Annotated in this window: 20 protein-coding genes and 1 rRNA gene; 11 read left to right on the top strand and 10 right to left on the bottom strand. The window is 40.3% G+C overall.

What is annotated here, in order from left to right; genetic code table 11:
- The 3 genes from BJN41_RS10215 to BJN41_RS10200 all read right to left on the bottom strand — a co-directional run.
- Positions 1-202: ribosomal RNA gene (locus BJN41_RS10215) — 16S ribosomal RNA — on the bottom strand; the annotation flags it as partial.
- Between the two features lie 435 nt (positions 203-637).
- On the bottom strand, positions 638-1,207 hold the full coding sequence (locus BJN41_RS10210) for a peptidylprolyl isomerase A (protein ID WP_019836810.1): 570 nt from the start codon (positions 1,205-1,207) through the stop codon (positions 638-640).
- Between the two features lie 536 nt (positions 1,208-1,743).
- On the bottom strand, positions 1,744-2,817 hold the full coding sequence (locus BJN41_RS10200) for an alpha/beta hydrolase (RefSeq protein ID WP_070155009.1): 1,074 nt from the start codon (positions 2,815-2,817) through the stop codon (positions 1,744-1,746).
- Positions 2,818-3,036: 219 nt separating this feature from the next.
- Here BJN41_RS10200 and BJN41_RS10195 point away from each other — a divergent pair, with 219 nt between their 5' ends.
- From BJN41_RS10195 to BJN41_RS10175, 5 genes are all read left to right on the top strand, one after another.
- A complete protein-coding gene (locus tag BJN41_RS10195; RefSeq protein WP_070155007.1) occupies positions 3,037-3,516 on the top strand; it encodes a hypothetical protein in 480 nt (159 codons plus the stop codon).
- Between the two features lie 515 nt (positions 3,517-4,031).
- Positions 4,032-4,604 carry a nucleotide exchange factor GrpE gene (gene grpE, locus BJN41_RS10190; protein WP_264754240.1) on the top strand — a complete coding sequence of 191 codons (573 nt, stop codon included), beginning with the start codon at positions 4,032-4,034 and terminating at the stop codon, positions 4,602-4,604.
- A 121-nt stretch (positions 4,605-4,725) separates the two neighbouring features.
- Positions 4,726-6,663, top strand: coding sequence for a molecular chaperone DnaK (dnaK, locus tag BJN41_RS10185; RefSeq protein WP_070155003.1), 1,938 nt, complete (start codon positions 4,726-4,728; stop codon positions 6,661-6,663).
- Between the two features lie 226 nt (positions 6,664-6,889).
- On the top strand, positions 6,890-7,804 hold the full coding sequence (locus BJN41_RS10180) for a matrixin family metalloprotease (protein WP_070155001.1): 915 nt from the start codon (positions 6,890-6,892) through the stop codon (positions 7,802-7,804).
- Positions 7,805-7,944: 140 nt separating this feature from the next.
- Positions 7,945-8,322, top strand: a complete 378-nt coding sequence (locus BJN41_RS10175) for a hypothetical protein (RefSeq protein WP_162164695.1) — start codon at positions 7,945-7,947, stop codon at positions 8,320-8,322.
- A 70-nt stretch (positions 8,323-8,392) separates the two neighbouring features.
- Here the strand turns inward: BJN41_RS10175 and BJN41_RS10170 are convergent, their stop codons facing one another.
- From BJN41_RS10170 to BJN41_RS10155, 4 genes are all read right to left on the bottom strand, one after another.
- Complete coding sequence (locus BJN41_RS10170) at positions 8,393-9,679, bottom strand: lytic murein transglycosylase (RefSeq protein ID WP_070154999.1); 1,287 nt, start codon at positions 9,677-9,679, stop codon at positions 8,393-8,395.
- A gap of 677 nt (positions 9,680-10,356) precedes the next feature.
- Positions 10,357-11,478 (bottom strand): 5-(carboxyamino)imidazole ribonucleotide synthase, encoded by a 1,122-nt coding sequence (locus BJN41_RS10165; protein ID WP_070154997.1) that lies wholly within the window; start codon positions 11,476-11,478, stop codon positions 10,357-10,359.
- 14 nt (positions 11,479-11,492) lie between these two features.
- Positions 11,493-12,005, bottom strand: coding sequence for a 5-(carboxyamino)imidazole ribonucleotide mutase (gene purE / locus BJN41_RS10160; protein ID WP_004969800.1), 513 nt, complete (start codon positions 12,003-12,005; stop codon positions 11,493-11,495).
- Positions 12,006-12,229: 224 nt separating this feature from the next.
- The gene (locus tag BJN41_RS10155) at positions 12,230-12,571 is read right to left on the bottom strand and encodes a DMT family protein (protein ID WP_019836196.1); all 342 of its coding nucleotides are present in this window, start codon (positions 12,569-12,571) and stop codon (positions 12,230-12,232) included.
- Between the two features lie 240 nt (positions 12,572-12,811).
- On the opposite strand from BJN41_RS10155, the gene mpl reads away from it, so the two are divergent.
- Positions 12,812-14,182 (top strand): UDP-N-acetylmuramate:L-alanyl-gamma-D-glutamyl-meso-diaminopimelate ligase, encoded by a 1,371-nt coding sequence (gene mpl / locus BJN41_RS10150; RefSeq protein ID WP_070154995.1) that lies wholly within the window; start codon positions 12,812-12,814, stop codon positions 14,180-14,182.
- Between the two features lie 1,137 nt (positions 14,183-15,319).
- On the opposite strand, the gene BJN41_RS10145 is transcribed toward mpl, so the two are convergent.
- Positions 15,320-15,793 (bottom strand): BLUF domain-containing protein, encoded by a 474-nt coding sequence (locus BJN41_RS10145; RefSeq protein ID WP_070154993.1) that lies wholly within the window; start codon positions 15,791-15,793, stop codon positions 15,320-15,322.
- A gap of 210 nt (positions 15,794-16,003) precedes the next feature.
- Between BJN41_RS10145 and BJN41_RS10140 the strand changes: the two genes are divergently transcribed.
- Entirely contained in the window at positions 16,004-16,342 is a 339-nt protein-coding gene (locus tag BJN41_RS10140; RefSeq protein ID WP_070154991.1) for a hypothetical protein, read from the top strand.
- A gap of 4 nt (positions 16,343-16,346) precedes the next feature.
- On the opposite strand, the gene BJN41_RS10135 is transcribed toward BJN41_RS10140, so the two are convergent.
- Positions 16,347-16,628, bottom strand: a complete 282-nt coding sequence (locus BJN41_RS10135; protein ID WP_070154989.1) for a GNAT family N-acetyltransferase — start codon at positions 16,626-16,628, stop codon at positions 16,347-16,349.
- 404 nt (positions 16,629-17,032) lie between these two features.
- Here BJN41_RS10135 and BJN41_RS10130 point away from each other — a divergent pair, with 404 nt between their 5' ends.
- The 4 genes from BJN41_RS10130 (at position 17,033) to BJN41_RS10115 (ending at position 20,695) form a co-directional block, all read left to right on the top strand.
- The gene (locus BJN41_RS10130; RefSeq protein ID WP_019836202.1) at positions 17,033-17,998 is read left to right on the top strand and encodes a TerC family protein; all 966 of its coding nucleotides are present in this window, start codon (positions 17,033-17,035) and stop codon (positions 17,996-17,998) included.
- 159 nt (positions 17,999-18,157) lie between these two features.
- Positions 18,158-19,498, top strand: a complete 1,341-nt coding sequence (gene guaD, locus BJN41_RS10125; RefSeq protein ID WP_070154986.1) for a guanine deaminase — start codon at positions 18,158-18,160, stop codon at positions 19,496-19,498.
- 216 nt (positions 19,499-19,714) lie between these two features.
- On the top strand, positions 19,715-20,242 hold the full coding sequence (hpt, locus tag BJN41_RS10120; RefSeq protein ID WP_070154984.1) for a hypoxanthine phosphoribosyltransferase: 528 nt from the start codon (positions 19,715-19,717) through the stop codon (positions 20,240-20,242).
- Positions 20,243-20,437: 195 nt separating this feature from the next.
- On the top strand, positions 20,438-20,695 hold the full coding sequence (locus BJN41_RS10115) for a GlsB/YeaQ/YmgE family stress response membrane protein (protein ID WP_070154982.1): 258 nt from the start codon (positions 20,438-20,440) through the stop codon (positions 20,693-20,695).
- A gap of 168 nt (positions 20,696-20,863) precedes the next feature.
- Here BJN41_RS10115 and BJN41_RS10110 read toward each other — a convergent pair whose 3' ends face one another.
- Positions 20,864-21,565 (bottom strand): DsbC family protein, encoded by a 702-nt coding sequence (locus BJN41_RS10110; RefSeq protein WP_070155012.1) that lies wholly within the window; start codon positions 21,563-21,565, stop codon positions 20,864-20,866.
- Between the last annotated feature and the right edge of the window lie 81 nt (positions 21,566-21,646).

Below are 21,646 nucleotides of genomic sequence, written 5' to 3'. Positions count from 1 at the left end.
TGATCCCCTGCTTTCTCCCGTAGGACGTATGCGGTATTAGCATCCCTTTCGGAATGTTGTCCCCCACTAATAGGCAGATTCCTAAGCTTTACTCACCCGTCCGCCGCTAGCTCAGTTACCGAAGCAACCTCGCCCGCTCGACTTGCATGTGTTAAGCCTGCCGCCAGCGTTCAATCTGAGCCATGATCAAACTCTTCAGTTAAAATCATTTTGAAGTTTTAATCTAAACTTCCAAATCTGGCTCATCAATTTTCTGACTTAAATTTCGCTCAAATAAACTTCGAGTAATTTAAACCAATCAATCAATGAAATAATTTCGATTAATCAATCAGTAAAAATCCACACAAGTTGTTCTTCATAATCTCTTAATGATCTTAATTTCTACCTCGTCAGCAGAAATTTTAACGCAAAACACTTCTAACAACTTAACCCTGTAAGCTAAGTTCGTAGGCTGTTTCGCGTCGGGATGAGTGCATTATAGGGCAATTTCCTACACGTGCAAGCGCTTTTAACTGCTTGTTTTCACGAATGTTGGATTTTTATGCACCATTTTGGTTCAAAAATACTCAAAAATCGCACTAACCCTATAATTTTAAATTAAAAATATGTTTTTCATATTTTTGTAATCTAAATCCGCTTATTTTGTAGAGCTAGCCTCTTTTACTTTCACACTGAGTATTTTTACCGCTTGTTTAGGTACATTCTGGTGCATGCCATAGTTTCCAGTGGGTACTTTCACAATTTTATCGACAACATCCATCCCTTTAGTGACTTGACCAAATACCGCATAACCTGCGTTACGTGGACTTCGATTTAAGAAATCGTTATCTACCACATTAATAAAGAATTGGCTGCTGGCAGAATCCGGATGATTCATACGTGCCATCGCCAAGGTTCCACGGGTATTTTTCAAACCATTGTTTGATTCATTACGAATGGTAGCTTTGGTTGGCTTTTCTTGCATATTGGCATCCATACCACCGCCCTGCACCATAAAGCCTGGAATGACACGATGGAAGATCGTACCGTTATAGAAGTTTGACTTAGCATAATTTTCAAAGTTCTTTGCAGAAATTGGGGCTTTATCATTAAACAGTTCGATTTCAATATTGCCCATGCTGGTTGTCATTTCTACCACGGTGTTGGCTGCCATCGTATTGAAGCTGATAAGCATTGCTGCCATGGTAAACACACTTTGTTTTAACATTTGCTGACCAATCCATCTGTGTTGTATTTGCATTGCATCTATATTAATAAGATTATGCGAATAAATCAGTGGTTATTTTTTATCGCGCTGGAAAACTTATGTATAAAAATAATTCAGATCAGATCCGACTGTGTCCAGCACCGTAGCAACTTCAAGGTGAAGCCTATATTTTAAAATTATTGGCTCAATCCAGAATTTTTAAAATAAACTCTATTTTTGGCTTGACACCTTCTTTTTTAGGACGTTTTGTTCAAGTCATGTGGGAGGTTATCGCCCTCACCCTATTGGTGCTTATGGTGAGCTGCTGATTTTAAATCATCCTTTATTTACGCAGCGTCGTTTATCTACTATTCGTAAAATTTCGTTTCAACCGAGTCTTCTGTGCAACAGAACAACAGCCTTAGGACATTTAAAAAAACTGGTAAGCTTTTATGGTTTTTACGTGCCCGAGTTAGAGCTGACTTTTCCCAAAGCAAAAATCGTTACTGTCGTTTAATTATTCCACGTGAAACAGGTTAGTAAAGACATCCCAAGATTTAGCTACGTGGTCGATCCCAAAATTTTCTAAAATTTTTGCACATTTCAATGCTAATTTTTTTGGCACGACGCGACACAAAGGTCATACTAATAAAACCATGTGTTTGATCTAAATATTCTACATATTTAACCGTCACCTGATTTTGACGCAATTTATGCGCATAAATTTCAGCTTCATCATGCAAAACATCATGTCCTGCTGTGACCACAAAAGCAGGTGCCAGTTTTTTCAATTTGCCAAAAATTGGCGAAATGATTGGATCATCCAAAGCGACCTGATGCTGTGTGGCATAGTGCTGGGTGACAAAATCAATATCTTGTCCCGTCAATACTAAACCATCTTTATAAGCAAAGAATGAAGGATGGCGGCTCTTAAAGTCTAAGGCGGGATAAATTAAAAATTGGGCGTTAGGTGCATAAGCTGATTGAGCACTACGCTGTGCAACTACCGCAGCAATATTGCCACCTGCGCTATCGCCTGCCACCGCTATGCGATTTTTTAAAATTTTCATTTCTCGACGATGTTGATATGCCCATGCCAAAGCATCTTCACAGACTTGAATAATCTGCTGTGGGCTGGCTTCAGGCGCGAGTGGATATTCCACACTCAACACTTGTGCATGGGCATGTACCGCCATTAAGCGACAAAATTCGTCATGGCTGTCTAAACCACCCACTACAAACCCACCACCATGATAAAACACAATTAAGGGCAGTTTTTTATGGGGTGCAGGATGATAATAACGCGCTGCGATATTGCCACTGGCCAAGTTTAAACGAATTTCTTCAACTCGTTTGACCGCAGTTGGAGTGCTCAGAATAGATTGCATTTGTCGATCAAATGCCTGTCTAGACTGCACAGGGTCAGCACCAATAAAACCAATTTTTCCTTGTTTTAATTGTGCCGCCATCATGCATTTAATAAATGGATCAAGGTCTGGGTAATGATACGGATAACCCAAGGCTTGAGCCAAAGTATGATGAACTCGACTTGGTAACTTATTTAATGCACGTGCAGCAGCACCTTGTCCTTTGTACAATTTATTTTTGAGAGATGAATTCAAAATTTGCATGCCTATTCCTTTTTATATATCTGCATGATTTACCTCATGCTTCATAATTTCTTCATGATCAACAGCAAAGTGACCATTTTGTTATAAAAGTGCTTCAATCGTTATACACATACACATTAGCTATACGCTACCCTGCTTTTATGACATTGTCATTGACACTCTTGCTGTCTATGTTTGATGTTTCAGACAAATTCACCTAATTAGCTCAGGAGGCAGAGCATGACTAAAAAATTAATCTTACTTTCATGTGCGACTGCTTTTTTAGCTGTAGGTTGTGTCGCATTTCCTGAAGATGGTTACTACGATGGCCGTTATGATCCTCGTTATGAACGTTGCCATGATTATGATGATCGACGTTATGACTATGATCGTCAGCGTTGGGAATATCAACAGCGTCAACAACGGGTAGAATTAGAACGTCGTAAGCGTGAAATTGAGCGTCGTGAATGGGAACAAAAACGACAACAGCAATTACAGCAACAACGCTATGAACAAGAGCGAAAACGCTTAGCCGAACAACGTAAACGCTTATCGGAACAGCAGCGCAAACAACTAGAGCAAAAGCGTAAGCAGCAACTTGAAGCTGAACAAAAAAAGCGTGAGGAAGCACGTAAACGCTGGCAACAACAACGCGATGCTCAACAAAAGCGCTGGCAGGAAAACCGTAAAGACCGTGAACAAAGACGTGATCGTGATTAAGTCTTGCAGTAAAGCTAAACAAATGAGGAAAAAAAGGGCTTATCCAGAAGTTAGATAAGCCCCGAAAAAAAGTTCTAACAATAAACTAGAATCTACAGCGATATAGCATCTATGCACAAAGAATAAGCAGCGTATAAATTATTAATTTCTCTAAAATAATTGGTTTAGCTCTTACATAACACGTCCATAGCACGGTTATTTGATCAAAGCTAAAATAAAAATCATAGGCTATAGATTAATTTCCATATAAATCAAATACTTTTTAGGATTTAAATCTTCTTTTTAGCACCATAATGCTGCATCTTTTTGCTTTAAACTATCCCTCACTTGCAATATTAAAGTGCAGCAAAGACGTTATTTTTAGTTAAAGTTCAATGCAAAATTAAAATTAATCTGCAAAGACGCTTGAATTTTATCTGCCCTGCCCCGATTTCTTAGCTAATTACGAACTTCTCAAACCATGGCAGTTCAGCAATAACGCAGTTTGCATTAGCACTGACGCCAAAGGACTGTACATGTTTAAAAACCCATTTAAACGGAGTAAATCAATGGCAACTGAGCAGAACGAGCAAACTCAAGACCTTGAGCAAGCGCAAACGGAACAACAAACAGCGCAAGATACTGAGCAAGCAGAAGTTTCCGTTGAGTCTTTACAAGAACAACTGAGCGAACTTGAAGAAAACCTAAAATTGGAAAAAGCACGTACTGCCAATGCAGTTTACGAAGCAGAAAAAACCAAAGAGCGTTTGGAACGTGAAGCAGATACCGCTAAAAAGTTTGCTTTAGAAAAGTTTGCGAAAGAATTGTTGGATTCTGTAGACAACCTTGAACGTGCCATTGCCGCCAATGGTGATGAAAAAACGGCTTTGTCTGAAGGTGTGGAGCTGACCCTAAAATCCCTACTGACCACTTTAGAAAAGTATGGTGTAGTGGTGATTGATACAGCTAATGGTTTCAATGCAGACCTGCATCAAGCTGTGGGGATTGATCCAAATGCAAAAGCCAACGAAATTGGCAACGTATTACAAAAAGGCTACACCTTACATGGTCGCTTACTCCGCCCTGCAATGGTGATGGTTGGCGCTTAAGCCTTATAAAATCGAGAGTTGATAAAAAATTTTCATCCAAACAACTTGAAAAATTTTGATTGGCTCTCATATCGAATAACAAGTGAAAACATTGAAAAAGAATTTTTGAGGAAACATCCAAATGGCTAAAATTATTGGAATTGACTTAGGTACAACTAACTCATGTGTAGCGGTACTTGAAGGCGACAAAGTTAAAGTAATTGAAAACGCAGAAGGTGCACGTACAACTCCATCTATTATTGCTTACAAAGATGGCGAAATTCTTGTAGGTCAATCTGCAAAACGTCAGGCTGTAACTAACCCGAAAAACACATTATTCGCAATTAAGCGTTTGATTGGTCGTCGTTATGAAGACCAAGCGGTACAAAAAGACATTGGTCTTGTACCTTACAAAATCATCAAAGCAGACAATGGTGATGCTTGGGTTGAAGTGAATGACAAGAAACTTGCGCCACAGCAAATTTCTGCTGAAATTTTGAAAAAGATGAAAAAGACTGCCGAAGATTATTTGGGCGAAACAGTTACTGAAGCTGTTATTACTGTACCTGCGTACTTTAACGATGCGCAGCGTCAAGCAACCAAAGATGCGGGTAAAATTGCAGGCTTAGAAGTTAAACGTATCATCAACGAGCCAACTGCTGCTGCACTTGCATTTGGTATGGACAAGAAAGAAGGCGACCGTAAAGTTGCTGTATATGACTTGGGTGGTGGTACTTTTGACGTATCGATCATTGAAATTGCAGACCTTGATGGCGACCAACAAATTGAAGTGCTATCCACCAACGGTGATACCTTCCTTGGTGGTGAAGACTTTGACAATGCCTTGATCGAATACTTGGTTGAAGAGTTCAAAAAAGAGCAAAACTTCAACTTAAAACAAGATCCATTGGCACTACAACGTCTAAAAGAAGCAGCTGAGAAAGCAAAAATCGAGCTTTCTTCTTCTAACGCGACTGAAATTAACTTACCGTACATCACTGCAGATGCAACAGGTCCGAAGCACTTGGTAATGAACGTGACTCGTGCCAAACTTGAAGGCTTGGTTGCTGATTTAGTCGCTCGTACCATTGAGCCATGTAAAATTGCGCTACAAGATGCAGGACTTTCAACTTCTGACATCTCTGACGTCATTTTGGTGGGTGGTCAATCACGTATGCCACTTGTACAACAAAAAGTACAAGAATTCTTTGGTAAAGAGCCACGTAAAGACGTAAACCCAGATGAAGCTGTTGCGATTGGTGCAGCAATTCAGGGTGCGGTATTGTCTGGTGACAAAACTGACGTATTACTTTTAGACGTAACGCCATTAACGCTTGGTATTGAAACCATGGGCGGTGTGTTGACGCCAATCATTGAGAAAAACACGACGATTCCTGCGAAGAAATCTCAAGTGTTCTCAACAGCGGCAGACAACCAGCCTGCGGTAGACATTTCAGTTTACCAAGGTGAGCGTAAAATGGCTCAACAAAACAAATTGTTGGGTAACTTCCAATTAGGTGACATTCCACCTGCGCCACGCGGTGTGCCACAAATTGAAGTTTCGTTCGACATTAACGCTGACGGTATCTTGAAAGTGTCTGCTAAAGACAAGAGCACAGGCAAAGAACAATCAATTCAAATTAAAGCAAACTCTGGCTTGAGCGATGCCGAAATTGAAGCGATGATTAAAGATGCTGAAGCGAATGCTGAAGAAGATCGTAAGTTTGAAGAACTTGCAAAAGCACGTAACGAAGCGGATGCTTTAGTTTCTTCTGCTCAAAAAGCAGTCAAAGATCTTGGTGAACAAGTGACTGCTGATGAGAAAACTGCGATTGAAACTGCAGTCACTGAGCTTGAAGCGACAACCAAAGAAAATGATGTAGATGCAATCAAAGCGAAAACTGAAGCATTGCAAAACATCATCATGCCAATTACGCAACGTGCGTATGAAGCTGCACAAGGTCAAGGCGGTGCACAAGGTTTTGATCAGAATGCCTTTGGCGGTGACGCAGGTCAACAAAAAGCCGATGATGGCGTTGTAGATGCTGAATTCACAGAAGTCAAAGATGACAAAAAATAATTTGTCGCTTTAACGCACATCAGAAACCGCGCTGCAAGCAATTGCAGCGCGGTTTTTCTTTTCAATGCTCGTTACACTGACTTTAAGACGCAGATTTAAATGAAAGAGAACAGACAACTACAAACCCAACCAAATACAGCAGACAAAATGATGCGCCAACCGCAAATCGATTGAGTTACTGCCCTATTTTCGGCTACAGTTAATGCAAAAGAGGATGTCGCTAGCAATGCGTTTGTTTCTGTTTGGTGCAATCATACTATTTTCTATCTTGATGATTTATCAAAATATTCAGCATCCGCATACACGGCACAATACTGCACTGGATCGTTTACAACACCCTTTAGATACTCGCTTACGTTATCGTATTGCTGAAGTCGACCCGCGTTTTGGCTTAAGCCATGCCGATGTACTGCAATTGAGTCAGGAAGCCACCCAGATCTGGTCACAAGGGACGGGACAGGATTATTTTGTATATGATCCAAATGCCAAGCTCGCCATTCACTTGATTTATGATCAACGTCAAGATGAATCCAACCAACGCCAACAGCAACTTACAGTCATTCAACAACGCCAACAATACTGGAACAATCAAAACCAAAATATTCAAGCACTAAAACAAGAAATTGAAGTTAAAAATCAACAGCTTGATGCCAAAAAAATGCAATTTGAACAACAACTTGAACAATACAATCGTCAAGTACAACAGATTAACCAAAATGGTGGGCTACATTCCTCACAGCAGGAAATTTTTGCAGCCAAAAAACAAGAAATCCAGCAACGCATGTGGAGTTTAGAATACGAAATAGCGCAATTTAATCAACAAATTAACCAACTTAACCAACAAGTCGATGCCCTCAATCAACTTAATCAGGACATTGATGTATCCATCCAGCAATTTAATGCACGCTTTCAGCCACGTTTATTTGATAAAGGCAGTTTTGATGGTCAAGCCATTCGGATTTATGAGTTTCAATCTAAAGATGATTTACGCTTAACTTTGGCGCATGAATTCGGCCATGCTTTAGGTTTAGCACACCATAACGACCCTTATGCCTTAATGTATCCAATGCTAAAAGATCAGCAGTTACAGAATTTCCAACTGCGTCCTGCGGATCTCGATTTACTCCATGCACGGCGTTAAGCAATTTGGCAAACTGAAGTGACTAAAACACAAAACTCCCCTCACCCTGTACGATAGTTGCATATCCCTTACACGTGCAAAGGCAGCAAATTTACTCATTTCATGTTATTGTGAAGGCTCTGTATAACCCCGAACGATCTGTGGAGATTCATGTGAGTTACTACCATATCCTGATTGAAGTAAATGACCACATCAGCACGATTGAACAAAGCCGTGATATCGAAATTTTTGATATTGTTGAGCTTCAACCTTGTCTCCACTCGATTTTATTGCCGTATTTTAATGAGCAAGTGATTGAACTTGAAGATGAAAATATTGAATATAAAGATATTTTGCATCTTGAGGTTAGACAGACCTTATTACCAATTGAACACCTGATTGAAGAAGAACAGCGTTTGCTGCCAAGTGATACCGACATCACCATTTCAGCTTATGAAATTTTTAATAACAAAGAATTAAGCCAAGATGTCACAACTGTGATTTTTGATTTACTTGAAGCGGTGAAAATTGAACCTTAAACACCTGTTTTAAGACAGAAATTAAAAAGGTCTGCATATTCGCAGACCTTTTTTATGCAATCGCAACCACTTATTGCATCATTTGTTTGGCCGCTTCATTACGAAACGCTCTTAAAATTTGCTGCCCTGCCCGACCTGTTGCAGCTAAGCCGAGTCGAATCTGTTCCTGACGAATCGCTTGACGGGTTTTGTCGCCAATTAAACCATCCACTTCACCAATGTCAYAACCACGACTTAACAAAAAGCGTTGAATTTCACGGCGTTCTGCGCGGGATGTACCTGCATCATCGGTTGGCCAAGCGGTGCGGAATGCAGACTGCCCCATTAAACGATCTGATAAATGCGCAATCGCTAAGGCATAACTTTCTGCTGCGTTATAGCTATAAATGGCATCGAAGTTTCTAAACACTAAGAATACAGGGCCATTCGCACCTGCAGGTGCCATTAAACCAGCCTGACTACTGCCCGACAAATTGCCCTGAATTAAAGCTGAGCCATCTGCACGAGTTAATCCACAGTTGACCCAACTACTGAGGGATTTTTTATTACGTCGCCCTTCTCCACTTAACGACATGCCGGCAGGAACATTCACCTCAAAGCCCCACGGATGCCCTGTTTGCCAGCCACGGCGTTTTAAAAAGTTAGCAGTGGAAGCCAAAGCATCTGGAATACTAGATACTAAGTCACGGCGACCATCACCATCAAAATCGACCGCCAACTCATCATAGGTCGATGGCATAAACTGAGTATGCCCAAACGCCCCTGCCCATGAGCCTTTTAATTGTGATTCAGTGACATCACCACGTTGCAATAAACGCATGGTGGTAAAAAACTCACCTCGGAAATAGCTTTGACGKCGTCCTTCACAGCTCAAGGTACCTAGCGCTTGCAATAATGGATAGGATCCTGAAATCGCACCAAAGTTACTTTCTACACCCCAAACCGCCACTACGGTTTCTGCAGGTACGCCATAGGCTGCTGCAACACGATTGAGCACATCACGGTGCTGTGCCAATTTCTGCTGTCCTGCCTGCACGCGCTCATCATCGACCAAGCCTGAGAGATAATCCCAGATTGGCGTAGAAAATTCAGGTTGGTAATTTAAACGCTCAATGACGGAATAATCTGGGCTGAGATTTTGAGTATAGCGATCATAACTGCTGCCACTCACCCCTTTGGCAATGGCTTGGCTGCGTAAATTGGCCAAACAACTTTGAAAATGGTTTTGTGGTTGAAAATTTGCAGATGTACTGACCGTTGGTGTTACGGTGACAGATTTTCCATTGATAATCAGTTCTGCCTGAACCTGAGTAGCTGCCATGGCAGCTGTCGCAAAAATCACAGCGAAACGATGCATAATACCCTTTGATGTGTTTTGAATTTAAATCTTGGCTTTACCATAACACCTTCAGCCACAGAGATCAGATGAAAATCTGTAACTTTAAATTCATTTACACAGTTTTAAATTCATTTTCTCATTTTAAATTTAAAACACTTATCCACAAGTACGGCATCTCACATTTTTAAATTCAAAATCACAACACATGATAAGACTTTTAAATTTAAAAGTTTAAATTCAAATTAAACCAACCCAAGTTATCCACAAAACACGACATTCACTGCATATTTATGATGTATTACTTTGAATTTAAAAGTAGCTTTTTAAATTTAAAGATCAAAAGAGCCGCTACTTTATTTAAATTCAAAACTGCAGATCTATCTTTAAATTCATTTCTGATATTTAAATTCAAAGTTGAAGCATCGCTTTAAATTTAAAACGCGCTATTTGAATTTAAAGTTTTGAATTCATAATTATCATCTGTTTCCCATCAGACTTGTGCGCATTTTTATTTTAAGTATTGCTTTGCTACGGTGATGGTTGCTTATTCAGCCTGATCTATCTTAATCAACCTAAAAGTGCAGCGTCAATCCTAGACAGATTAACGGTAGAACACCTTAAAAATAGGCAGAATAAAAACGTGAAAGTATAAAAAAGCGCTCATCGTGATGAGCGCTTTGGTGTCATTTTTAAATTTACAAGCTCATATCAGCACTGAGCGCCAATGGATTTGGTAAAATTTTTGCCAATTGGCGGCATAAATCTGTCAATTCAGCGGCATCATTCGGCATTAAAGTAATATGCCCAATTTTACGGCCTTCACGCTCAGTTTTATTGTACAAATGCAAATGTGCGCCATTCAATGCCAACACATCTTCAGTTTTGGGATGCTGACCAATAATATTGACCATCACCGTTGGACGTACCACTTCAGTTGAGCCTAACGGTAAMCCTGCWACAGCWCGWATATGGTTYTCAAACTGYGAACAYACMGCRCCTTCAATTGACCAGTGACCTGAGTTATGCACACGWGGTGCCATCTCRTTKGCAYACAAGCCTTTGTCAGTGACAAATAGCTCTAGCGTTAATACACCAACATAATTTAAGTGATTGAGCAGGCGAGTGATGTAGTCTTGCGCCACAGGCTGTAAGTCTGCGCTGTTTGGTGCTGGTACAATCGAGTGCGATAAAATACCGTTGTGATGATGGTTTTCTGCCAAGGGCCAAGTTTTAACTTCACCATTTTGACCACGCACCGCAATAATAGATACTTCACGTGAAAAAGTTACAAAACTTTCTGCAATCAAGCTGCCTGCAGGGCCTAATTCAGCCCAAGCTTGTTCAATCTGATCTGCACTGCGCAGTACAAACTGACCTTTGCCATCATAGCCGCCTGTTGCGGTTTTTAGCACAATTGGCAGACCGAGTTCAGCTACAGCAGCCTGTAAACTTTCCAGCGAGTTGACCGCTTGATACGGCGCAACAGGAATCGCCAATTCATCAAATAAGCCTTTTTCCAGCAAGCGGTTTTGGGCAATTGCCAAAGCCTGACGTGGTGGATGCAAGTCTTTGTGCTTAATCAATACATCAACATCAGCCAACGGAGTATTTTCAAACTCAAGGCTGAATATATCGGCACTCTGTATAAAATCTTGTAGGCTATTTTCGCTTTTGCTGGCAAAAACCTGACCCAAGGTTGCCGCTGGGCAATCTGGACTGGCTTCAAAAAAGGTACATTGAATATTCAAGGGTAAAGCCGCTTGTGCCATCATGCGACCCAATTGACCGCCACCAAAAATACCGATGGTCTTATCCATAGTAATTGTCCCGCTTAAGCCTGACCTGGAATATTGTTGCTTGAAACTTTCTCAGTTTGCGCGGCACGGAAATTGACAACATTTTGTGCAATCTCTGGACGGGTTAAACCTAAAATTTGGGCTGCCATAATTGCCGCATTGGTTGCTCCCGCAGGACCAATCGCCAATGTACCTACCGCAATACCCGCAGGCATTTGCACAATTGAAAGTAATGAATCGACACCATTTAAAATTGAAGATTTCACTGGCACACCTAAAACAGGTAAATCAGTTTTAGCTGCACACATACCTGGTAAGTGTGCGGCACCACCAGCGCCTGCAATAATCACCTGAATGCCACGATCACGCGCTTGTTCAGCATATTCAAATAAGCGATCTGGGGTACGGTGTGCAGAAACGACTTCCGCTTCAAATGGGACACCAAGCTGCTTCAGCATATTGGCAGTGTGTTCGAGAGTTGCCCAATCCGATTGAGAACCCATGATAATTCCAACGAGAGGAGCGTCTTGTGCAGCGGCCGCGTTCATTACAAATATTCCAGAAACGAAACTAAGGAAAGAGAAATTCAGGCGAGAAAGCCAAGCTTGAATAAGAACTCCACATTATAGACTGATTTTTCGACTTGTTAAAATTGAACACGGCGACTCAAGCGACTTTTTTGATTATTTTTATCAGGTTATTTTTAAAGAATTGAAAACAGTCAAACAAAATAGGGGAACCTAAAGCTATTCAAGTGAAGTAAAACTCATCTTTAAGGTGCACGAAACACAAAATACACGCAGCCACATAAACATAAAGCTGCCCATAAATAATCCAGTTTAAAAGGTTGCTTAAATAGAAAAATCATAAACGGTACAAACACCAATAAAGTCACAACTTCTTGGGTAATTTTCATTTGACCAACTGCCCAGCCATGTTGCGCCAGCAAACGGGTAGCTGGAATCATCAAACTGTATTCAAACAGGGCAATCACCCAACTGAATAAAATTGCCTGCCACAGCGGAGCATCATGCGGTAAAAACTTGAGATGGCCATACCACGCCAAGGTCATAAAACAGTTTGCAATCACCAAAAGTAAAAGTGCTGAAGACATTGTGTCGTACTAACTTAAAAATTCAGTTTTATTTTACGAGCTATTTGCCATGAAAAATGCAAAAGCAGAAATTTTTTACATCCTTTGGCGCAAATTCAGCACTGAAAAATCTCTGAAATGAGATACAAGAATCACTATCTTTTCGCCAAAACCCTTGCTATCGTTGCTTCAAATCAAATTAATCACGACAACAGCACAAAAATACGTGATGTGTCTATAAAAGCAGTGGAGTAAGGCGGAATGCATCTGCATATTTTGGGTATTTGTGGCACATTTATGGGCTCTTTGGCACTTTTGGCCCGCGATTTAGGACATACCGTCACAGGTTCAGACCAAAACGTCTATCCACCAATGTCGACTCAACTGGAAAATGCAGGCATTACTTTAATGCAAGGTTATGACCGCAGTCATTTACAGCCGCATCCAGATTTGGTGATTGTGGGCAATGCCATGAAACGTGGGATTGATGCGGTTGAATATATGCTGAATGCAGGTTTACCGTATATTTCTGGCCCGCAATTTTTGGCCGATCATGTCTTGCAAGGCAAGCACGTACTGGGCGTTGCAGGTACGCATGGCAAAACCACCACCACCACCATGTTGGCGTGGGTCTTGGATCAGGCAGGCTTGGAACCAGGCTTTTTAATTGGTGGCGTTCCTTTAGGCTTTAGTGAAAGTGCACGTTTGGGTGCAGGTAAATATTTCTGTGTCGAAGCTGATGAATACGACTCTGCATTTTTTGATAAACGCTCTAAGTTCGTACATTACCACCCTAAAACCGCCATTTTAAATAACCTTGAATTTGACCATGCCGATATTTTTGATGATTTGGCCGCAATTCAAAAACAATTCCATCATTTGGTGCGTACCATCCCAAGTGAAGGGCGCATTATTGCCCCAATTACAGAAACCCATATTGATGAAGTGTTAGAAATGGGCTGTTGGACACCTGTGCTACGTACTTCGCTCAATGCAGATTCACAAGCGGAACTGTATGCAGAACAACTTGCAGCAGATGGTTCACATTTTAAAGTCCTGAAAAATGGTGTGCTACAAGGTGAAGTGCGCTGGAATATGACCGGACAGCACAGTGTCGCCAATGCCTTAGCAACCATCGCCGCAGCAGAGCATGTTGGGGTTGCAATCGAAACCGCATGTACAGCACTGTCCAATTTTGGTGGGGTGAAACGCCGTATGGAGTTATTAAGCACCATACGCGGCATTGAAGTCTATGATGACTTTGCCCACCATCCAACCGCAATTGAAACCACACTGGACGGCGCACGTAAGCGTTTGGGTGAACGTAAGCTTTGGGCGATTATTGAGCCACGTTCCAACACCATGCGCATGGGCAGTCATAAAGAAGGCTTGGCGGATTCGGCACGTTTGGCGGATGCTGTGATTTGGTATCAACCTGAAGGTCTAGACTGGGATTTACAGCCTGTGGTTGCGGCTGCTCGCAATCATGCAGTGGTGGCCAATACGTTGGATGAAATTATTCAAAAAATCGTGAGCCAAGCAGGTGAGGGCGATGCAGTGGTGATTATGTCAAATGGTGGATTTGGTGGTTTACATCAAAAACTCATTCAAGCTTTGCAACACACGGCTTAAAGTCGCTTCAACCACGTGAAATCTCTTTCAAAATCCCCTGTTTTTAGCAAAAATTAGGGGATTCCTATATTAATTATAAATTTATATATTATAATTTTTAAAAATAAATATACTGCTCAGTAACTTATTATCTTGATCTATTACTTTAGAAAGATAACTTCCTGCGAGTATCGCAATTGCAACAGCTTGGCTGCTGGATGTCTTTCATCACCATTACTAACAAATATAGTCACCATCTCAAATACAATGAATGCCACGGTCTACCACGGCGCCCATCATATTGATTTTGAAGAACACCTATGTCCAGAAATTTTACAATCAATAGATGACTTGATTGCTAACCAAAACTACAATTTGCAGTACTGACTGAGGCATTTGGCAAGGTAAAACCCAGAATTTCAAGACACTGTAATTGCCAAGTGAGGCAATTTGATGGCTATGTTTTAGGTCCCGAAGGCATCGGGATGGTTGAAGAAGTTGGTTCAGCAATCAAAAATTTCAAAAAAAGGCGACATGGGGCGTCATTTCTTGTGCCAGCCGTTGTAGTACATGTGAAAACTGTCAAAAACACCTCTATGCACACTCCAAAATGAAGGTGGATAGATCATGGGATATAACATTGATGATACCTAGGCAGAAGAAGATGCGGTTTAACGTATTTTAGAAATTACAGGTGGTCGTGGAGTAGACTGCGCCATGGAACTATCAGTGCCGAAGCAACTTGGAATATTTGACAAAATGTCGTCAAAGCAGGCAGACATATTGCCAATGTGGCGCACAAAGGGCAAGTCGTAAATTTTGAGTTAAACAAACTCTGGATTAAAATCTTGACCATCACCACGGGTTAGGTGAATGCCAATATACGACAGCCATGCTGCTAAAAAAATTGCTGTTCAGCTAAATTGCCTTGAGAAAAATAAGCAACAGACCATTTTAATTTTCAGAATTTGAAAAAGCCTATGATATGTTTAAACATAGTTCAAATGAAAAAGCCCTGAAAGTGATAATTAATGACAAATAATCTTGACTTTATTGCATGATAAAAAAGCCAATCTGCATGCTGTAGATTGGCTTTTTAACATTTAAACCGTTTTCAATAGATAGAGGCAAATGACCCTAATGCCCTACAAACTAAATTCAGAAAAAGTTTGAATAATCTCTATTTTTATAACCCCGTTGAGATTTTTCAGGCAAGATGGTTTGTTCTAAATCCAAAAGTAAAGCTAAAAATTGCTGTACCGTCTTTTCATCCAAACGATGTGGTAGAAAAACATCAAAGCCGAGCTTTTTAAATAAACTCGAAATTTGACTATGTCTATGCACATATTTCATAGACCATTCTGAAAAATGGACATGCTCAAGTATTTGGTCAGGGAAGCGAAAGACATCACGGTGGCGCGGGTCCTGTTGAATACGCTCAAATAATTGCTCGAGCTGCTGTTGTTCACCTTCTAAACACTGAAAAAAATGACCCTCAGCATAATAAAGTACCCCATTAATGTGTTGTGCAGCATTAAATTGACGAGCTGTTGCCAAAATATCACTGATTTCTTGGAGTAAATCATTTTGATGCTCTGATCGGGTACTCGCGTAACACAACCTGATTAACATATCACACTCTTGTTAATGTAAAAGTAGTCATGAAATTAAGATAATAGACTCAAATAATCACTCATTATTTTGTGGTTTTGATTATTTTTTAATCAATTGTAATTTATGACTGACAATTCAACCCTACGTTTACCACTATGGTGTATGTGTAGCATCTTTTAACATACATTGCATTGAAAGTACGGTTTTGGTTTAGTTTTGGAGAAAGTCATGCTCAAACACGTGCTTACCACATCATTTTTATTAATTGTTTATTTTTGCATGCTGATTGGCTTTCACCGTTTAGGTCTGAATGAAGAAACAAATATACTCATTTCATCTTTTGTATTAGGGCTAAGTTTAAAGCAGTGGGTGAGCTCATTTTTTTTCCACTGGTTTTGTATTGCGCTTATCAGTGGTTTATGTATTGCACTGAATGATTCGGTGATGCTGAAATTCTTCTTATTCAGCATGCTGATTGGAATGTATGCAATACCTTACCTGTTGATCTACTTTAAAAAAGTGTTTGTAGAAAAACAGGTCAGCTCAACCATAGCGATTAAAAAATAATTTTTTAAGCCACAACATCGGCATATTGTGTATCCGTTTCAAATGCCGTCTCAACATAAGAGCAAACAGGCACAATTTTTAGCTGCTTTTCACGTGCAAAGGCGACCAAAATATCTAATAGTTGACGGGCAACCCCTTGACCACGTAATGTCGAATCGACCCAAGTGTGATCTGCTAAAATAGTGTGATCATCTTGATATTGATAAGTAATTTCAGCGATATGCCGACCATCTCGCTCAATAAAAAACTCGCCACCACGTTGGGTTTGTTGATGTTGAATTTGCATAAGTCCACCTATCAAACTAAATCTATTTTTTTCAATTTGCCACAATCTTGACGAAGTATTGTGCTGAATTTGTACAATACAAATTAAAGTGATTTACCGTGCAAAATAAATTGCACAACATTTAAAATTATGTAATGCTTTACGCAGATTTAGGCAACGTCCTAATCCCAAATTATGTTGAACAAGGGGAGTAGCCTCCTCCAAGCGTTAAAATATAATTTTAACGTGTCAGCGTTTCGTCATTACACTTTGCAAAAAGTCGGACGCTGAGCATAGTGACCTACTTGTTGATTCAAGTGCGCGCTATGTAGGCAAGACCTTGATCATGTTGTTACAGATGTTTGAAATCATCTGACAATAGGTCAAGGTTTTTTTGTGGCCAGTTGTCTGATGGGGGAGATTTTATGGAATCTATCGGCAATTTATGGCTATACCTAGTCTTTTTTGCAATTGTTGCAGTCATGCTCGCTATCGACCTCTTAGGCTTTAAACAAAAAGCAGGCGAATCGGTCAAAGTCAAAACCGCTGCGTATTGGAGTATCGCCTGGGTCAGTGTGGCAGCTTTATTTGGTGGCGGTTTATGGCTTTATCTTAAACACAGCGTTGGGCTAGAAGTCGCCAATACCAAAGTCATGGAATACTTTGCGGGTTATTTACTGGAAAAATCACTGGCGATAGATAATGTATTCGTGTGGATGATGATCTTCGCCGCATTCGCCATTCCACCGGGCTTACAGCGTAAAATTTTACTCTACGGCGTACTGGGCGCAATTATTCTCAGAACCATTTTTATTTTTATTGGGGCTTGGTTCATACAAGAATTCTCTTGGATTTTGTATATTTTTGGCGCATTTTTGGTGTATACAGGCTTTAAATTCTTAAAAGGCCCAGAACAAGAAGCCAGCAATATTGAAGATATGGCATTATTGAAATGGTTACGCAAACACATGCGGATCACCCCAACACTACAACAAGACAAATTCTTTGTTCGCCAAAATGGTGTACTTTGGGCAACGCCATTATTTTTAGTTTTAATTTTGGTCGAAGCATCTGACGTTATTTTTGCCGTGGATTCCATCCCTGCAATTTTTGCGGTGACTACCGATCCGTTTATTGTACTCACCGCAAATCTTATGGCTATTTTGGGCTTACGTGCCATGTTTTTCTTGCTCTCAGGAGCAGCCACTAAAATGCATTATTTGCCGTATGGACTGGGTTTAATTCTGCTATTTATTGGCTTTAAAATGCTGATGTTAGATGTGTTCCACATGCCTATCTGGATTTCACTCGGCTTTATTGTACTTGTACTGACAATCACTGCGTGGTTATCAATTCGACATAGTCGTAAACACCATGAAACCACATTATAAAATTTAACATTCCTCATCATCGTTGCAAGCCTTCTTTCGAGAAGGCTTTTTGTATTCATTACGCTAAGTTTTAATTTACCGTACGATAAATTTTATCGTACTGCTGCAAGCTACATTTAAGGTACAATCTCTTGAAAAAATGAAAAATGTAGGTTATTTATGCCATCTCCTGTACAACGCACCGCAATTCGTGGTCGCTTTCTTGATTTCAAAAACTGCGTCAGCCAAGCCGATCAAATTTCAGAACAAGTCCGTTATATAGGGGATGGCTTGTTAATTTGTGAACAAGGCAAAATTCAGTGGTTTGGTTCATGGCAAGAAGGGCAGGCACAGCTAAACGCCAACACAGAGTTCCAGCACTATCCTGGCCATCTCATAGTGCCTGGCTTCATCGACACTCATATTCATTTTCCACAGACCGAAATGATTGGCGCGTATGGTGAACAATTACTGGAATGGCTGAATACTTATACTTTTCCGACTGAACTGCAATTTGCAGATAAAGCCTATGCCGATCAGATTGCACAATTTTTTGTGCAGGAATTACTTAAAAATGGCACCACCACAGCCTTGGTGTTTTGTACGGTACATCCTGAATCGGTAGATGCGTTATTCGAGGCGGCTACACAACATCAAATGCGCTTAATTGCAGGCAAAGTGCTGATGGATCGGCATGCGCCCGAAGCATTGTGTGATAGCGCAGACACAGGCTATAAAGACTCTAAAGCCTTGATTGAAAAATGGCATGGAAAAGGACGTAACCTCTACGCGATTACCCCACGTTTTGCACCCACTTCTAGCCCTGAACAACTCGTACGGGCGGGGCAACTTAAAGCCGAATATCCCGATGTTTATGTGCATACCCATTTAAGTGAAAATCACAATGAAATTGCATGGGTCAAACAATTATTTCCAGAGCAAAATGGATATTTAGATGTTTATCATCACTATGGTTTAACAGGTTCACGTTCGGTTTTTGCGCATTGTGTGCATTTAGAAGAGCATGAGTGGCAATGTTTGCATCATACCGATTCTGCAATTGCCTTTTGCCCAAGCTCCAATTTATTTTTAGGCAGCGGTTTATTCCCATTACATAAAACTTGGGAGCGACAGGTGAAGGTCGGTTTAGGTACAGATATTGGCGCAGGCACTTCTTTTAATGTACTGCATATCCTCAATGAAGCCTATAAAGTGCAACAACTGCAAGGGGCAAAACTCTCTGCTTTTGAAGCGTTGTATCACGCCACATTAGGTGCTGCCAAAGCTTTGGACTTAGACGATAAACTAGGTAATTTTAAAGTAGGCAAAGAAGCCGATTTTGTAGTGCTCGATTTAAATGCCACAGCTTTACAACGCTTACGACAACAACGTGCCAAACATCTTGAAGATGCACTATTTGCCCTCATTACTTTAGCAGATGACCGTAATATTCATGCGACCTATATTTATGGACAACGTGCCTACTACCAACCCGATCAAAACTCAGCAACAGGTGGCTAAACCTGCACAACCCACGTATATGAAAGCTATAGGATGGGCAATGCTGATACTCGGTTGTACCTTGTTGTTACGCTCAGATTCTCATTCTGCACAAAAATGATGCTATTTTAACCATGCAAGCACGTGCAACATCACGCAAGATATATTAAAATTAAGCATATTTTGAGGTGTTGCAGGTCAACACCTTTTTTATTTTTGCTTTTTAGGTATCTACCCATGACAGTTGAAATGCAGGTTTTGATTTCTGCACAAGAAATCCAAACAAAAGTTCAGGAACTTGGTCAAAAAATTAATGCTCACTATGCCAATAGCGACAAAGAGTTGGTTTTAATTGGCTTATTACGTGGCTCTGTCTTGTTCATGGCAGATTTATGCCGCACCATTCACAAGCCGCATGAACTAGATTTTATGACTGTATCTAGCTACGGCGGGGGCACTGTATCATCACGTGATGTGAAAATTTTAAAAGATTTAGATGGTGAAATTCGCGGTAAAGATGTCTTGGTAGTTGAAGATATTATCGACTCGGGCAACACCCTAAATAAAGTCATGGAAATTTTGCAAACCCGTGAACCAAATTCAATTGAGCTATGTACCTTAATTAGCAAGCCATCACGCCGTGAAATTGAGCTTGAAGTTAAATTTATGGGCTTTGAAATTGAAGATAGATTCATTGTCGGTTATGGCTTAGATTATGACCAAAAATATCGTCATATTCCATTTATTGGCGAAATTGGCTTATAAAGCAAACACGCCACGCTTTAAAAAGTGATCGTTTCAGATCACTTTTTTTATGGCTACAATTTGCACTTCATCTATCTAACAGGACAAAAACACAACATGCTGTAGCATTATTCGACTATTTTCCTTGCGATTTTTCGGCAAAGATAAGTCTGAAACATGATGTAAAACATAAACAAAGATAACAAGGAGCTGCTCATGTGGTCATTAATAGTCGCAATTGTGGTGGGTTTTATTGCAGGTTTAATCGCCCGTGCAATTCATCCTGGAGATGATAAAGCAGGGTTTATTGTCACCACCTTACTTGGGATTGCAGGATCTTTATTAGCAACCTATGCAGGTCGTATGATGGGATTATATGGTGATGGTTCTGCCGCAGGTTTTATTGCTTCCATCATTGGTGCGCTGATTATTCTGTTTATTTATAATATTTTTACGAAAAAATCTCGTGCTTAAATCCTATATTAACTCCTGTAATTTTTTCAGACAAATATCTTCTCTCAATAAAAAACCGCCCAAATTTGAGGCGGTTTTTTAGATCTACTTTGCAATCACGAATTTCAGGTTTGCTCTGAGATACATGTTATAACTGTATTTGCCAATATCAGATCAAAATAGCCGTTCTTAAAGATCGAATTCTTTAAAAATCTGTTCAATTTGTGCCGCAGGATATGCGCCCATGACTTTAAAGCCATTCGAGAAAATAATCGCAGGCGTACCGCTTACACCTAAACGATGCGCTAAAGCCATGTTGCGTTCCACAGGGTTGGCACAACTGCTTTGACTGGTAGGCAATTGCGCTTTTGTGATCAGGTTTTCCCAAGCAAGAGCAGGGTTTTTCTCACAATATACCTGTTTAGACGGCGCAACAGAATGCGCTTTTAACGGCAAAATAAAGGTATAAATAGTAATATTATTCAGCTTTTTTAATTCAGCCTCAAGCTGTTTACAATATGGGCAATTTGGGTCAGAAAAGATCGCAATCTGTCGTTTTCCAGTACCTCGCACACTTTTGATTGCATCTTGTAACGGTAACTTTTTCCAATCGACACTATTTTGTTGGATTAATAAATCTTTGGTCAGGTTATGCTGATCCTTTAAACGAATCATTGAACCCGCCAAAATATGTTGCGCATCTTCATTCAAATACACCACTTGACCATCCATAGAGGCACTATAAATACCTTTCATTTCTGTGGCTTGAATATTGTCTAATTTCAGTTGCGGATGCTGTTGTTTGACATTTTTACTAACCGTTGCAACATCTGCCATGCTCACCGCACTGCACAATCCCATGAAGACAGCTAAACTCAATTGTCTAATCATATGTTTCATCTAAATAAAATAAATTTAGCCTGATTCTAAGCTAATAGTTGTACAGAATTCAGTATTTCTAAGCCCAAATTA

The organism is Acinetobacter towneri, from assembly GCF_001758345.1.
Classification (GTDB): Bacteria; Pseudomonadota; Gammaproteobacteria; order Pseudomonadales; family Moraxellaceae; genus Acinetobacter; species Acinetobacter towneri_A.
The sequence above is the reverse complement of the archived record's forward strand: the minus strand, read 5'-3'. Positions and strand labels throughout refer to the sequence as shown.

What these genes read in the sequence shown, in the direction of transcription:
- BJN41_RS10210 (WP_019836810.1), bottom strand. Translation starts at nt 1,207, where the DNA reads ATGTTAAAACAAAGTGTGTTTACCATGGCAGCAATGCTTATCAGCTTC.
- BJN41_RS10200 (WP_070155009.1), bottom strand. Translation starts at nt 2,817, where the DNA reads ATGCAAATTTTGAATTCATCTCTCAAAAATAAATTGTACAAAGGACAA.
- BJN41_RS10195 (WP_070155007.1), top strand. Translation starts at nt 3,037, where the DNA reads ATGACTAAAAAATTAATCTTACTTTCATGTGCGACTGCTTTTTTAGCT.
- grpE (WP_264754240.1), top strand. Translation starts at nt 4,032, where the DNA reads ATGTTTAAAAACCCATTTAAACGGAGTAAATCAATGGCAACTGAGCAG.
- dnaK (WP_070155003.1), top strand. Translation starts at nt 4,726, where the DNA reads ATGGCTAAAATTATTGGAATTGACTTAGGTACAACTAACTCATGTGTA.
- BJN41_RS10180 (WP_070155001.1), top strand. Translation starts at nt 6,890, where the DNA reads ATGCGTTTGTTTCTGTTTGGTGCAATCATACTATTTTCTATCTTGATG.
- purE (WP_004969800.1), bottom strand. Translation starts at nt 12,005, where the DNA reads ATGAACGCGGCCGCTGCACAAGACGCTCCTCTCGTTGGAATTATCATG.
- BJN41_RS10155 (WP_019836196.1), bottom strand. Translation starts at nt 12,571, where the DNA reads ATGTCTTCAGCACTTTTACTTTTGGTGATTGCAAACTGTTTTATGACC.
- mpl (WP_070154995.1), top strand. Translation starts at nt 12,812, where the DNA reads ATGCATCTGCATATTTTGGGTATTTGTGGCACATTTATGGGCTCTTTG.
- BJN41_RS10145 (WP_070154993.1), bottom strand. Translation starts at nt 15,793, where the DNA reads ATGTTAATCAGGTTGTGTTACGCGAGTACCCGATCAGAGCATCAAAAT.
- BJN41_RS10140 (WP_070154991.1), top strand. Translation starts at nt 16,004, where the DNA reads ATGCTCAAACACGTGCTTACCACATCATTTTTATTAATTGTTTATTTT.
- BJN41_RS10135 (WP_070154989.1), bottom strand. Translation starts at nt 16,628, where the DNA reads ATGCAAATTCAACATCAACAAACCCAACGTGGTGGCGAGTTTTTTATT.
- BJN41_RS10130 (WP_019836202.1), top strand. Translation starts at nt 17,033, where the DNA reads ATGGAATCTATCGGCAATTTATGGCTATACCTAGTCTTTTTTGCAATT.
- guaD (WP_070154986.1), top strand. Translation starts at nt 18,158, where the DNA reads ATGCCATCTCCTGTACAACGCACCGCAATTCGTGGTCGCTTTCTTGAT.
- hpt (WP_070154984.1), top strand. Translation starts at nt 19,715, where the DNA reads ATGACAGTTGAAATGCAGGTTTTGATTTCTGCACAAGAAATCCAAACA.
- BJN41_RS10115 (WP_070154982.1), top strand. Translation starts at nt 20,438, where the DNA reads ATGTGGTCATTAATAGTCGCAATTGTGGTGGGTTTTATTGCAGGTTTA.
- BJN41_RS10110 (WP_070155012.1), bottom strand. Translation starts at nt 21,565, where the DNA reads ATGATTAGACAATTGAGTTTAGCTGTCTTCATGGGATTGTGCAGTGCG.